Below are 12,696 nucleotides of genomic sequence, written 5' to 3' on the forward strand. Positions count from 1 at the left end.
ATGAACGAAGCGGATAAAGAGCCGGTTTCAGCGCTGGCACGCGAGTGGCGGCGTTTGCGCGGCGACTTCTGGGACTTTGGCATGCTCAGCTGGATTCCGGTCGTGCTATGCGGCATGTTGTGGCTGGTGTTTTCCGCCGGCATTGCGCGCGACTTGCCCATCGTCGTCATCGATAACGATAATTCCACCTTGTCGCGCCAGCTCACGCGCTGGCTCGACGCCTCGCCCGGCATTGAGGTGGCGGCGAAAGTGGCGTCCAGCGACGAAGCCTTGCATCGCCTGCGCGAGCGCACGGCGTTCGGCTATTTGCTGATCCCGAACGATTTCGAGCAGAAACTGCTGGGCGGCCGCCAAGCCACCGTGCAATGGCTGTACAACGCGCAATTTTCCTCGCACGCGGGCGCCTTGCTGCGTGACGTGCGCACGGTCAGCACGACCTTGTCGGCCGGCATCGAGATGACGGCGCGGGTGAAAAAGGGCATGCCGGGCGTGCAGGCTGCCGCCCAGTTCGAACCGATACGCACGACCTTGAACAGTTTATACAACGAAAATACCAGCTATGAAGCGTTCCTGACCCTGGCCCTGATGCCGGCCATGCTGCAGATTTTCATCGTCGTCGCCGTCGTCACGAGCATAGGACGCGAGTTGCGCGACGGCACGGTGCCGCAATGGCTGGCTACGGCCAAGGGCAGCTGGCTGCGCGCCATCGGCGCCAAGCTGCTGTTTCCCCTCATCGCCTACTGCGCGCTGGCGCTGCTGTACTTGCTGTTCTTCAGCCTGGCGCGGGGCTGGGCCGTGGCGGGCAGCTTGCCGGCCTTACTACTGAGCATGCTGCTGCTGGTGCTGGCCTACTGCGGCCTGGCCACCTTGCTGATCGGCGCCACCTTGTCCCTGCGTCTGGCCCTGTCGGGCGCGGCCTTCATCACGGCGCCGGCCTTCGCGTTTGCGGGCCAGGCCTTTCCCTTGATGGCCATGCCGGCACCGGCCCGCGCCTGGGCGGAAGCCTTGCCGCTCACGCATTATCTGCAGCTGCAAACGAAATACTGGCTGGCCGGCGCGCCGTGGCGTTATGGCGTGCAGGAAATGCTGATCCTGGCGGGCTTTGCCATCGGCTGCGGCGCCGTGGGCGTGTTCCTGCTGGCGCGCCGCGCAAATGCGCCTGCCGCCTGGGGGCGCGCATGATGTGGCAATCCTTCCTCTCCACCTGGCGCGCCATGCTGACGGACAAGGGCGCACTGACCTTGCTGTTCATCGGCGGCATCATCTATTCCTTCTTTTACCCCTTGCCGTACTCGACGGAAATCGTCCAGCGCGTGCCCGTGGCCGTCGTCGACCAGGACCGCAGCGCCATGTCGCGCCAGCTGACGCGCTTTGCCATGGCCCACCCGTCGCTCCAAGTCGTGGCCGTCACGCCGGACCTGCCCGTCGCGCAGGACTTGCTATGGCGCGACGAGGTCATGGGCGTGCTGATCATTCCCGACGGCTTGCAGACGGACGTGCTGGCCGGCCGCGCCGCCCACGCGCAAGTGGCGGGCAACGGCTTGTATCTGATGCTCAACAAGGTGGCCTTGAATGGCCTGGCCGAAGTGGTGGGCACCGTGTCGGCCGGTATCGAACTCAAGCGTTTGGGCGCGGGCACGCCATCGACCGTGCAGGCCAACCAGCAGCGCTCGCCCATCGCCTTCGATGCCGTGCCCCTGTTTAACGTCAAGGAAGGCTATGGCGCCTATGTCGTGCCGGGCGTGGCCACCTTGATCGTGCAGCAAACTTTGCTGATCGGCATGACCATGCTGTTCGGCACCTGGTACCAGCACAAGAGTTTCCCCGTGGCGGGAAAGCGCACGGCGGGCGGCTATGCGGGCATGCTGCTGGCGTTTGCCTGCGTGGCGTTCCTTAACTGCTGCTATTTCTTCGGCTTCGTCTTCTGGTTCCAGGATTATCCCCGTGGCGGCAACTTCGGCGGCATGCTCTTGCTGCTGGTGCTGTTTTCGCTGGCGGAAGCGGCCTTCGGCATGCTGCTGGGCATGCTGTTCCGCACGCGCGAACGGGGCACGCAGCTGATGATTGCCACCTCGATGCCCGTGCTGTTCCTGGCGGGGCTGACCTGGCCCGTTTCGTCCATGCCTGTCGTGCTGCAATGGCTGCGCTGGCTGCTGCCATCGACGGCCGGCATCCAGGGCTTTGTCGCGCTCAACCAGATGGGCGCCTCGCTGTATGAAATCCGCCATGAAGTGGCGGGCTTGCTGGCCTTGCTGGTAGCGTGCGTGGCGCTGGGCTGGTGGCGCTGGCGCGCCGAGGCGCCAGCGCCCATCGTCCAGCAAGGATGAGCATGCAGCCGGGGAAAGAGCTGGAGCCCCAACTGCCTGTATCGTTAGCGACGGGAGCCATCAGGCTTTCCGTAATGCCGCCAGCAGCAACTGGCAAAAACCGTCGCGCACAGGGTCGGGCAGGTTGTCATTGGCCCGCAGCAGGCTGTCGACGCGGGGCAGCGGTGCCAGCCGTTCCAGTGCCGCGTGCCGGTGCACGCCCTGGCCCAGGTTGCGTGCATTGACCACCGCCATGCCCAGGCCGGCGGCAACCGCGGTCAGCATGCCCGCCACCGATGGGCATTCCAGGCCCACACTCCAGGCCATGCCGGCCTGGCCCAGCTTTTCCTCGGCCAGCCGGCGGTAAAAGCAGTGCGGCCCGTAGGTGATCAGCTTGACGGTCTCTCCCGGCAAAGCCTGCTCTGCCGTGGCAGCGCACCAATGCAGCGCTTCTTTCCATAACAGCGTGTCGCCCGGTGCCGCCTTGCCGGCAAAATCCTGGTGCAAAATCACATCGAGCACGCCGTCGGCAAAGCGTTCGCGCAATACCTGGCTTTGCTCCACCACCAGCTGCACGTCCACCTTGGGGTGGTGATGCGAGAACTGCGACAGCACCGCGCACACGTCCGCCAATGAAATCTGCTCCGTCACGCCGATGCGCAGCCGGCCTTGCATTGCCGATGGCGAAAAATGGGCGACGGCGTCATCGTGGGCGTCGAGTATGTTGAGCGCATGCCGCAGCAGCACGGCTCCCTGGTCGGTCGTGGCAAACAGCCCGCCGCTGCGCACCAGCAGCTGGCAATCGAGCTGCTGCTCCAGCCGCTTGATTTTCCAGCTGACGGCCGACTGGCTCAGATGAAGCAGGCTGGCGGCTTGGCTCATGCTGCCGGTATGTACCACGGCCCTGAACACACGCAGGGCGTCAACGGATAGACGTAAATTCATGGGCTATGACAAAAGTTGGATTGATGGTTAAAAGAATGTCGCTGGCGTCATGTTCAGTCTAGCCTTAGCCTGCAGGTTCTGCAAACAAAAGGACATCTGATGACGAGTCAAGAACCGCTGTTGAATGGCCACGCCCTGATCCACGGCCAGCGTATCGCCACCGGTATCCATGGCGCAGGCACGCCGCTGGTGCTGGTGCATGGCACGCCGGCGCACAGCATTATCTGGCGCGAACTGGTGCCGCTGTTCGTCGATGCCGGTTTCCACGTGCACCTGTATGACTTGCTGGGCTTTGGACGATCCGAGCGGCCCGTCGAGGCCGATACCTCCGTAGCGGCGCAGGTGACCTTGCTGGCGGCCTTGCTCGACCACTGGCAACTGCCGACCACCCATGTGTTCGGCCACGATATCGGCGGCGCCATTGCGCTGCGCCTGGCGTTCGACCACGCGGCGCGCCTGCGCAGCTTGAGCATCGCCGACGCGCCCAGCTACGATTCCTGGCCATCGCCCACCTGGAAGCATCTGCGCGATGACTTCGCCCGGTATGCTTTGACGCCGGCCAACGAGCATCGCGCCACGATGGCGCGCCAGTTGGGCATGGCCGTTTTTCACAAGGACAGGATGCAGGGCGAGCTTTTGCGATGTTACCTGGAGCCGCTGTGCGGCGTGGTGGGGCAGCCCTCGTTTTACCAGCACCAGGTGGCGCACTATAACGCCTGCCATACGATGGACTTTGCCGAAAAACTGCCGCAGTTAACCTTGCCGGTACAGGTATTATGGGGCCGGCAGGACGAGTGGCAGCCGGTGGCTTATGGCCATCGCCTGCAGCGCGATATTCCCGGCGCCACCTTGCACCTGTTTGACGAGGCCGGGCACTTCCTGATGGAAGATGCGCCAGCGGCCGTCGCGGCACAAGTGATCGCGTTTATTCATCAGCTGGAGAGGAGAAAACCATGATATTGATCGGAATGCTCGATTCGCCTTACGTCAGGCGCGTTGCCATCGGCATGAAAGTGCTGGGTCTGGAACATGAACACCGGCCCTTGTCGGTGTTTTCCGATTTCGACCAGGTACAAGCCATCAATCCTGCCGTCAAAGTGCCGACCCTGGTCACCGGCGACGGCCAGGTGCTGATGGACTCGACCCTGATCCTCGCGTATCTGGAGGAGCTGGCCGCGCATGCTCCCCGCATCAGGCCTGAGCCGGAGCCTGCACGCCTGCGCGCGCTGTGCCAGACCAGCTATGCTTTGGCGGCCTGCGACAAAGCCGTGCAGATCGTCTATGAGCGGCGCTTGCGCCCGCAGGAAAAACAGCATCAGCCCTGGCTGGACCGCGTCCAGCTGCAGTTGCATGAGGCGTGGCGGCAGCTGGAAGCGTCACTGCGCGAAGAGGCGCCGGACTGCCTGAGTATTGCCGGCATCACCATTGCGGTGGCCTGGAGTTTCGCTCAGCAGATGGTACCCGACGTGATGGCGGCCGGCGACTATCCGGCCGTGGCCGTGCTGACGGCGCTGGCCGAGCGGCAGCCGGTGTTTCTGGCTACGCCGATGGCGGGCTAATCCGCTTTCATCCGAACCGGTATTTGCAGGCGGCTTGTGCAATAATTTCATTTCCTTAACGGAAGAGTATTGCCATGCCGTCTTTTAATCTGTTCCAGCGCCTGTCCCAGGCCCCCACCAAGCCCAAGTCCGCGCCCGTTGCGCGGCAGTTCGACGTGGCGGACCTGTACCAAGGCCCCATCGCGCTGGGAGCGGAAGGCGAGACGCAGGCGCGGCCCTTCGATGAAAAGCTGCGCCAGGCGTATTTCTGGATCGTCAATCACGCCATCATCAGTCCCCATTACGACATCGAGTACAACGATGGCCCGTCGCAGACGTATTCCGTGGGCGACAGCCGCCGCACCCTGAATCTGCCGTCGGCGCAAAGCTATTCCAGTTTCATCCTGCTGCCGCTGCTGACGTTTGCCACGCGCCGCAAATGCCTGTTCGTCGGCGGACCGGGGCGGGGCAAGACGGCCAGCGCCTTGCTGATGGGCGTGCTGGCCGGCTCCACCGTCAAGGAAGTCAAACGGGCCATGCAGCATGGACACCCGCAGATGACGGTGGCCGATTTGCTGGGCAATCCGCTGCCCGCCGACCTGGTCAACGCGCAAAGCATGGACGATATCCGCATCGCCTGGCGCGCCTGGCTGGGCATGCGCGTGAAAATCGTCGATGAATACAACCGCATTCCCACGCGCACGCAAAGCGCGCTGCTCACCGTCATGGGCGACAATTACGCGGAAGTGCTGAACCATATTTATGAGTGCCCGGAAGCGGCCTGGTATCTGACGGCCAACGACGACCAGGGCGGCGGCACCTACCAGGTGATCGAAGCGCTGCGCGACCGGGTCGACGTGACGGTGCAGGCGCTGGCTTTCAATCCCCGCTTTTTAAATGAACTGCTGCTGCGCGTGGAAGAAAACGTGCGCCCCGAAGAGCTGGTACCGCCCGATATCATCTTCACGGAAGGCGAAGTGGACCAGATCGGCGAGGCGATCCGCCAGGTGGGCATCCCCGACGCCGTGCGCCGCCGTCTGGAATTTTTCGCCAGCCAGTTCGAGCTGTTCGAGACGGCCGGCGGCCAGTTCGAATACATGACCAAGGATACGGCCCGTTTGGCCGGCGCCGACCGGGGGCAGGCGCAGGCGGCCGACAATGGGCGCGACCGCCTAAAGGACCTCGGCTGCCAGACCCTGAACGGCATCTCCGTGCGCACCCTGATGGCGCTCATGATCTACGCCAAGGCCATGGCGTATTTCCGCGGCAATGGCGAAGTGGAGCTGGAAGACTTGCGCCAGGTGCTGCCATTCGTCCTGCATAACAAGCTGCAGCCGGACCTGGATGCGCCATTTTTCGCGCTGCCGGAAAACGCCGCCTACCGCAGCGACAGACTGGGCTGGCTGCGCCGTTTGTTCGATCTGTCGAACGATGAATTCAACCGCCTGGACCTGGACCGCGACGATCCTGTCGGCGTGCTGTCGGCCGAATTCGACCTGGGCCTCGATGGCGTCAGCGAACGCGAGACCCTGGCGCGTTTGAACCGCATCGAAAAGCTGATCGCCGAACGCACGAAGGGGAGAAAACTGTACGGTCCTCTGTACGACGATCTGTTGAAACTCAAGTATCTGCACCAGCGCTATACCAACTACCGCAGCTGGCTGCGTTCGCAATGAGCGTCCTGCATTGTCAAGGCTTCCTGGAAGCGCTGGCCCTGCTCAATGGCGAAGCGAGCGACCTGTGCGCCAGCTACGAGTTGCAGCGCCTGCCCGATGCGCCCGATCTCGCCACGGCGCTGGGCTTGCGCGTGGAAGATTATGCCTTGCACGTCATCGCACCCGCCCGCGACTTGCCGGCAGCCCTGTGGCACATCAAGGTGGCGCCGTGCGGGCGTACGCAGCTGGAACAGGTATGCCAGCGCTGGTTTTTCTCGTCGCGGCACATGCAGGCGGCGCCACCGGGGCGCTTTCGCGCGCAGCTGGCGGCCGCCTTCCTGGAATCGCTCGACGACGCGCTCGGTGGATTTTCTCTGCACGCCGTGACGATGACGCCACCAATGTGGTACGCGATCCACTGGGACGAGATCGCGTTCGAGCGCGATGGCGAACGCTATCTGCTGCACTTTTCGCATAGCGACTGACGGGCCGCGATGATTTCTCCTGCTTTTGCCTCGATACTCGCCAGCGGCCGCGCCCAGTTCAATGCGCGCGCGGCGGAAGCGCGCCGGCGTTTTCCCTCGCTCGACATGGCCGCCTTCGGCGCCTTCTTGCACGACGGCGTCGATCCGCTGGTGCAGGCCGTGGCAGCCGCCGCGCCCGAGCGCGTGGGCGGCGTCACCCTGGCCGCCTACGACATGGCCCTGGAACTGGTGGGCCATGGCCTGGCCGGCCCGGCCGCGAAAAATGCCTTCTTGAATACCGTGTGGCGCGAACTGGCGCCGCAATTTTCGCGGCTGCTGGCGACGGCCCCCGTCGACGTGCTGGGCATGCTCAGCAACGCGGCCATCCACATCGCCTCTGTGGCCGGTGCGCGTCCCGCGCAGTGGCAAGCCGGGATGGCTGCCGTGGCGCCGCAAGTGGACAGCGTTGCGCAGCTGCGCGCCGTGGGCCAGGTGCTGGCCTGGCGCGCCGGCGTTGCGCATTTTCGCCTGGGCGCGCTGGCCGCCGCCGACACCTTGCCGCCAGCGCTGGCGTTGGCCGCGTTTGACGAACCGGGCGCGCAATGGCCGCAGGTGCGGGCGCAGTTGTTGGCTAATCCCTGGCGCGGCAATGCCGAGGGCAGGGAGTTCGGCAGCTTCAGCGGCCTCGGTGGCGCTTTCGGCACGCCGCCGCAAGTGCGTGCAACAAACGACGGTTTTGTCGTGCGCAGCGCCGAGCGCCATTACCTGCTGGTGGCCGATGCCTATGGCGCCGTGCTGCACAGCGCCACGGCGCAGGAGTATGAGCAGGCCAATACCGGCATGCCATCGTCCGTGCGCCTCGATGGGGCGACCGTGCATATCGGCGCGCGCAGCATCGCGCTCGATCTGCCCGCTGGCGACATCGCTCTTGCCGCCAATGCGCACACGCTCGCCATCACGTCGCCGTGGACGCACGCGATCCGCCTGCTGCCGCTCGCATGAAAACGACCGACGACACCGTACTGATCGGCGCCTGGCGCGCCGCCTGGCCCGAAGCCCTGGCCGTGTGGAGCAAATTCACGCGCTTGCGCGACCCGAGCCTGTGCGCCAGCCGCGTCGAGGCCAGCAAGCAGGGCTTGTCCGGCAGTTTCGCCATGATACGACTGCTGGACCAGAGCGTGGTGGTGGACTTGCCGCTGGTGACGGAGCTGGGCCTGGACGACTACGCGCTGGAAGTGCTCGCCCATGAAATCGGCCACCACATCCTCGCGCCTGGCAGCGCAAGCGACCAGTTCCGCCTGCTGGCCCGCATGCGCCGCGCCTTGCCGACCCTGGAGCAGCACGCGCCCATGGTGGCCAACCTGTACACGGACCTGTTCATCAACGACCGCTTGCAGCGCCAGGCGAACCTGCGCATGGCCGACATCTACCGCAAACTGGAGCAGGGACGCTCTGCGGAAGCCAAGGCCAGTGGCGGTGTTTGGACCCTGTACATGCGCATCTATGAAAACCTGTGGCAGCTGGAAAAAGGTGAATTGGGAGGCGGCCAGGCCGATGAGCGCCTGGACACGGATGCCTGGCTGGGCGCGCGCCTGATCCGCGTCTACGCGAACGACTGGATGCTGGCGGCGGGCCGCTTCGCCACCTTGCTGCTGCCTTACCTGGTGGAAGACACGGATGCATTGAGCCCGAGCCGCTATCTGCTCGATACGCGCGATGCGGCGCGTGGCTGCCAGACCTATGGCGCGCAGCAGATCGAGAATGACGAGGCGGACGGCGCCATCCATCCCGTGCACGACAAACGCATCTCGGGCCTCGATGGCGAGGAACCTGCAGCCGATGCGCCGGCCAGGCAGGGCGGCGGCCAGCTGCGCGAACCGTTCGAGCTGGGCGACATTCTAAAGGCGTCGGGCGTGAACCTGAGCGACCATGAAATCGCCATCCGCTACTACCGCGAGCGGGCCTTGCCGCACCTGGTGGCGTTTCCCAGCCGCCCCGCACCCGAGTCGCAGGAGCCGCAGATGGAAGGGCTGGAGCCGTGGGAAATCGGCGACCCGCTGGAAGACATCGACTGGCTGCAATCGGTGATGCAGTCGCCGCGCCCCGTGCCGGGCGTGACCACCGTGCGCCGCGTGTATGGCCGCGAACCGGCGCGCGCGATCGACGCCGTGCCCGTCGACCTCAACATGTACGTGGACAGTTCCGGTTCCATGCCGAACCCGCAGGCGCACACCTCGTTTTTGACCTTGGCTGGCGCCGTCATCGCGCTATCGGCCTTGCGCGCCGGCGCGAAAGTGCAGGTGACCCTGTGGAGCGGCAAGAACGAGGTGATGCAAACGCCGGGTTTCGTGCGCGATGAAGACATGATCCTGGGCGTGCTGACGGAATTTTTCGGCGGCGGCACCTGCTTCCCCATCCACCGTTTGCGCCAGACGTATGCGGCCAGGCGCGAACGGCCCGCGCACATTTTGATGATTTCCGACGATGGCATCACCACCATGTTCGACCAGGATGAACTGGGCAACAGCGGCTGGGATATCTCGGCGAAAGCGCTGGCCCAGGGTGGCGCGGGCGGCACCATGGCCCTGAACCTGGAGCGCGACTGGGAGGGCGCGGCGGCTAACAAGTGGCTGCAGAAGACCTATGACGACTTGAAGCGCGCGCGCCGCGAGCAGGGCTGGGATATCCACGCCGTCGAGCGTTACGAGGACTTGCTGGACTTTGCGCGGGCGTTCAGCCGGCGCCACTATATACAACAATGACATGCATACTCCCGGTCCCCACCTCGAAACCCTGACCCACCGCCTGGCCGACACGCCCGTCGAATTCCTCGCCGAGCCCCGCATTGCCGGCGTCGCCAATGCGCAGGCCGTGGCCGTGGCCGCGCTGGTCAACGACATTTTGCTGCTGCATGGCGCCCGTGCGCCGGCCGCGTCCTTGCAGGGGTTTATCGGCGCGCAAGTGAAGGCGGACCGCAACCGGCTGGCGCTGGCCATGATCGTGTGCTGGCTGCTGGCCGACGACTGGTTCACCGGGCGGCAGTTGCCGCAGCACGATTTGTTGCAGTTGTTGGGCGAGGCGGCGCGCGAATTGGCCGCCGCCACGCCGGCCCACCAGTTCACGCAAGACTCCGAGCGGCGCGAGGAACTGGCGCGCATCGTGCTGGCGCGCCTCGGTTTTCGGCCCCGCGACGAAAGCGTGGCGCAGGCGACGGACCGGTTGTCGGCCATCAGCGGCACGGAACGGCGCCGCCTGCTCGAAGCGAGCCGGCTGGCCGAGCAGCGCGCACGCGAAATCCGCGAGGCGCTGGCGAAAAAAGCGGCCGAGGAGTCGGCCGACAAGTGGTCGCGCGAATGACGCTCGCTGGCAAACCTGACGCCAACCTGCCTGGGGGCGCCTGGGAGTCGGACCGCGACTACTGTCCCACCCTGACGCCGGCGGGCGCGCGCATGCTGGAAAAACTGCGCAGCCATCCGGCGGCGCCCCGGTACCGCAACCGCAGCGGCAACAAGCTGCTGGCCGGCGAAGTGGAAGCGTTGCGCGCCTACGAGCAGGAAGTCATGGATGCGGTAGTCGCTTGGAGCGCCGATACGCCGCCGTTCTGGCTGTCCGGTTTTCTCAGGACGGCCTACGCCACCGTGCCGCATTACCGCGCCTGCGGCTCGCCGCCCGCGCGCCTTGCGGACGTGGCGCCCATCAGCCGCGCCGAGCTGGCGCACGACATCGCCGCCTTCGTGCCCGACGACGCGGACCTGGCGCGCATGATCAATTTCCAGACGACGGGAACCACGGGCCACCCGCTGCTGATCGCTTCGCACCCGCTGGTGGCGGGGCGCTACCTTGCCTTCCACAAGCGCGCGCTGCGCCGCTTCGGCGTGACCCTGTGCCATGGCTCTGGACAGGTGGGCGTCATGCTGCTGGGGCACCAGCGCCGCTGCTTTACCTATGTCTCCGTCACGCCGACGATGAACGAATCGGGCCTGGCGAAGATCAACCTGCATGTGGATGACTGGCGCGACCCGGACGACCGCGCGCGCTACCTCGATGCCATGGCGCCGGAGCTGATCGCGGGCGACCCCATCTCGTTTGCCGAGCTGCTGACCTTGCCCATGGCGCACAAGCCGGCCGCGCTGATGTCCGTGTCGATGATGCTGTTGCCCGGCATGCGCGCGCGTCTCGAAGCGCGTTTTGGTTGTCCCGTGCTCGATATCTATTCGCTCAATGAAGTGGGGCCCGTCGCCGTCTACGATGAGCAGGCGGGCGGCCACGTGCTGCTGCAGCACCGGCTGTACGTGGAAATCCTCGATACTGCGGGCCAGCCCGTGCCTGATGGCGCGCGCGGCGAAATCACGGTGACGGGCGGCTTCAATTTCTGCCTGCCGCTCGTGCGCTACCGCACGGGCGACTACGCTTCGCTGGCGTATGGCCCGCACGGTCCCGTACTGGTGGGACTGGCGGGACGCAGCCCCTTGCGCTATCGCACGGTCAACGGCGAGTGGATCAACAATATCGACATCACGCACGCCCTGAAACCGCTGGCCATCGCCCTGTTCGGCGTGCACCAGCATGGCGATGGTGCCATCGCGCTGCGCCTGGCGCCGAACGCCATGCCGCAGGCTGACAGGGCGCGCGCCTTGCTCGCGCCCTTTTTCGGCGACGTCGCGGTCGAGACTTTGCTGGCGGAAGACAAGATCATTCAATACACCTCGGATTTGCAGGAAGCAGTGGCATGAACCTTTACAAGCGCGGTCTCGTGGTCGGCAAATTTTGCCCGCTGCACCTGGGCCATGAACTGTTGATCAACCGTGCGCAAAACGCTTGCGAAGAAGTGCTGGTGGTCAGCTACACCAAGCCCGAATTTCCCGGTTGCGAGCCGGCGCGCAGGGAACGGTGGCTGCGCGCGCAATTCCCGCAGGCGCACATCGTCGTGCTGGATGATGCGCGCCTGGCCGCCCTGTGCGCGGCGCGCGGCGTTCCTGCACGGACCTTGCCGCACAACGACGACGATGGCGAGCTGCATCGCCACTTCATGGGCTGGTTGTGCTGGACGGTGCTGGCACTGCCCCTCGACGCCGTGTTTACCAGCGAGGATTACGGCCCCGGCTTTGCGCAGGTACTGCAACGGCATTATGCGAGCGGGCCGGTGGCCCACGTGAGCGTGGACCGGGCGAGAACCATGGTGCCCGTGTCCGGCACCGTGGCGCGGCAAGATCCACATGCGCACAGCGCCTTCCTGTCGCCCATCGTGCGCGCCGATTTTGTCATGCGCGTGTGCGTGCTCGGTGGCGAATCGAGCGGCAAGACGACCCTGGCGGCCGCACTGGCGGCGCATTTCGAGACGGCCTGGGTGGCCGAGTATGGCCGCGAGCTGTGGGAAAACCAGGACGGCATATTGAATTATGACGATCTGCTGAAGATCGGCCGCGAGCAGCTGCGCCGCGAAGCGCAGGCGCTGTTGGCCGCGCGGCGCTGGCTGTTTTGCGATACATCGCCCATGACCACGTATTTCTACTGCGTCGAGATGTTCGGCAAGGCCGAGCAGGAACTGGCGCAGCTGGCTGAACACGGATACGACCTGGTGCTGCTGTGCGCCCCCGACTTCCCCTTCATCCAGGACGGCACGCGCCGCGACGAGGATTTCCGCGCGCGCCAGCATGCGTGGTACCAGGCCGAACTGGCCCGCAGAGGGATCGCCTATGTCAATGTGTCAGGCACGGTCGCAGACAGGGTAGGGCAAGTCGCCCAGTTGCTCGCGCGTAGGTCGGATTAGCGGAGCGTAATCCGACAT

General features: G+C 65.2%; 12 protein-coding genes. 11 read left to right on the forward strand and 1 reads right to left on the reverse strand.

Annotated features, from left to right (window positions below; genetic code table 11):
- Complete coding sequence (locus tag ASN89_RS00590) at positions 1–1,182, forward strand: ABC transporter permease (RefSeq protein ID WP_058047908.1); 1,182 nt, start codon at positions 1–3, stop codon at positions 1,180–1,182.
- The gene (locus ASN89_RS00595) at positions 1,179–2,327 is read left to right on the forward strand and encodes an ABC transporter permease (RefSeq protein WP_058047909.1); all 1,149 of its coding nucleotides are present in this window, start codon (positions 1,179–1,181) and stop codon (positions 2,325–2,327) included. The genes ASN89_RS00590 and ASN89_RS00595 overlap by 4 nt, the downstream gene beginning before the upstream one ends.
- Positions 2,328–2,387: 60 nt before the next feature.
- Here ASN89_RS00595 and ASN89_RS00600 read toward each other — a convergent pair whose 3' ends face one another.
- Complete coding sequence (locus tag ASN89_RS00600) at positions 2,388–3,251, reverse strand: LysR family transcriptional regulator (RefSeq protein ID WP_082654331.1); 864 nt, start codon at positions 3,249–3,251, stop codon at positions 2,388–2,390.
- A 99-nt stretch (positions 3,252–3,350) separates the two neighbouring features.
- Between ASN89_RS00600 and ASN89_RS00605 the strand changes: the two genes are divergently transcribed.
- The 9 genes from ASN89_RS00605 (at position 3,351) to ASN89_RS00645 (ending at position 12,678) form a co-directional block, all read left to right on the forward strand.
- Positions 3,351–4,208, forward strand: coding sequence for an alpha/beta fold hydrolase (locus ASN89_RS00605; protein ID WP_058047910.1), 858 nt, complete (start codon positions 3,351–3,353; stop codon positions 4,206–4,208).
- Positions 4,205–4,810 (forward strand): glutathione S-transferase, encoded by a 606-nt coding sequence (locus ASN89_RS00610; protein ID WP_058047911.1) that lies wholly within the window; start codon positions 4,205–4,207, stop codon positions 4,808–4,810. Before ASN89_RS00605 ends, ASN89_RS00610 begins: the two co-directional genes overlap by 4 nt.
- A 74-nt stretch (positions 4,811–4,884) precedes the next feature.
- On the forward strand, positions 4,885–6,465 hold the full coding sequence (locus tag ASN89_RS00615) for an AAA family ATPase (RefSeq protein WP_058047912.1): 1,581 nt from the start codon (positions 4,885–4,887) through the stop codon (positions 6,463–6,465).
- A complete protein-coding gene (locus tag ASN89_RS00620) occupies positions 6,462–6,929 on the forward strand; it encodes a hypothetical protein (RefSeq protein WP_058047913.1) in 468 nt (155 codons plus the stop codon). The genes ASN89_RS00615 and ASN89_RS00620 overlap by 4 nt, the downstream gene beginning before the upstream one ends.
- A gap of 9 nt (positions 6,930–6,938) precedes the next feature.
- On the forward strand, positions 6,939–7,910 hold the full coding sequence (locus ASN89_RS00625) for a hypothetical protein (protein ID WP_058047914.1): 972 nt from the start codon (positions 6,939–6,941) through the stop codon (positions 7,908–7,910).
- Entirely contained in the window at positions 7,907–9,670 is a 1,764-nt protein-coding gene (locus tag ASN89_RS00630; protein ID WP_058047915.1) for a vWA domain-containing protein, read from the forward strand. Before ASN89_RS00625 ends, ASN89_RS00630 begins: the two co-directional genes overlap by 4 nt.
- A gap of 1 nt (position 9,671) precedes the next feature.
- Complete coding sequence (locus ASN89_RS00635) at positions 9,672–10,265, forward strand: hypothetical protein (protein ID WP_058047916.1); 594 nt, start codon at positions 9,672–9,674, stop codon at positions 10,263–10,265.
- The gene (locus tag ASN89_RS00640; RefSeq protein ID WP_058047917.1) at positions 10,262–11,641 is read left to right on the forward strand and encodes a phenylacetate--CoA ligase family protein; all 1,380 of its coding nucleotides are present in this window, start codon (positions 10,262–10,264) and stop codon (positions 11,639–11,641) included. Before ASN89_RS00635 ends, ASN89_RS00640 begins: the two co-directional genes overlap by 4 nt.
- Positions 11,638–12,678: an AAA family ATPase gene (locus ASN89_RS00645; RefSeq protein ID WP_058047918.1), complete on the forward strand. Its 1,041-nt coding sequence runs from the start codon at positions 11,638–11,640 to the stop codon at positions 12,676–12,678. The genes ASN89_RS00640 and ASN89_RS00645 overlap by 4 nt, the downstream gene beginning before the upstream one ends.
- Positions 12,679–12,696: the final 18 nt, after the last annotated feature.

The organism is Janthinobacterium sp. Ant5-2-1, from assembly GCF_001445815.1.
Classification (GTDB): Bacteria; Pseudomonadota; Gammaproteobacteria; order Burkholderiales; family Burkholderiaceae_D; genus Janthinobacterium; species Janthinobacterium lividum_E.

What these genes read in the sequence shown, in the direction of transcription:
- ASN89_RS00600 (WP_082654331.1), bottom strand. Translation starts at nt 3,251, where the DNA reads ATGAATTTACGTCTATCCGTTGACGCCCTGCGTGTGTTCAGGGCCGTG.
- ASN89_RS00605 (WP_058047910.1), top strand. Translation starts at nt 3,351, where the DNA reads ATGACGAGTCAAGAACCGCTGTTGAATGGCCACGCCCTGATCCACGGC.
- ASN89_RS00595 (WP_058047909.1), top strand. Translation starts at nt 1,179, where the DNA reads ATGATGTGGCAATCCTTCCTCTCCACCTGGCGCGCCATGCTGACGGAC.
- ASN89_RS00590 (WP_058047908.1), top strand. Translation starts at nt 1, where the DNA reads ATGAACGAAGCGGATAAAGAGCCGGTTTCAGCGCTGGCACGCGAGTGG.
- ASN89_RS00635 (WP_058047916.1), top strand. Translation starts at nt 9,672, where the DNA reads ATGCATACTCCCGGTCCCCACCTCGAAACCCTGACCCACCGCCTGGCC.
- ASN89_RS00645 (WP_058047918.1), top strand. Translation starts at nt 11,638, where the DNA reads ATGAACCTTTACAAGCGCGGTCTCGTGGTCGGCAAATTTTGCCCGCTG.
- ASN89_RS00620 (WP_058047913.1), top strand. Translation starts at nt 6,462, where the DNA reads ATGAGCGTCCTGCATTGTCAAGGCTTCCTGGAAGCGCTGGCCCTGCTC.
- ASN89_RS00640 (WP_058047917.1), top strand. Translation starts at nt 10,262, where the DNA reads ATGACGCTCGCTGGCAAACCTGACGCCAACCTGCCTGGGGGCGCCTGG.
- ASN89_RS00625 (WP_058047914.1), top strand. Translation starts at nt 6,939, where the DNA reads ATGATTTCTCCTGCTTTTGCCTCGATACTCGCCAGCGGCCGCGCCCAG.
- ASN89_RS00610 (WP_058047911.1), top strand. Translation starts at nt 4,205, where the DNA reads ATGATATTGATCGGAATGCTCGATTCGCCTTACGTCAGGCGCGTTGCC.
- ASN89_RS00630 (WP_058047915.1), top strand. Translation starts at nt 7,907, where the DNA reads ATGAAAACGACCGACGACACCGTACTGATCGGCGCCTGGCGCGCCGCC.
- ASN89_RS00615 (WP_058047912.1), top strand. Translation starts at nt 4,885, where the DNA reads ATGCCGTCTTTTAATCTGTTCCAGCGCCTGTCCCAGGCCCCCACCAAG.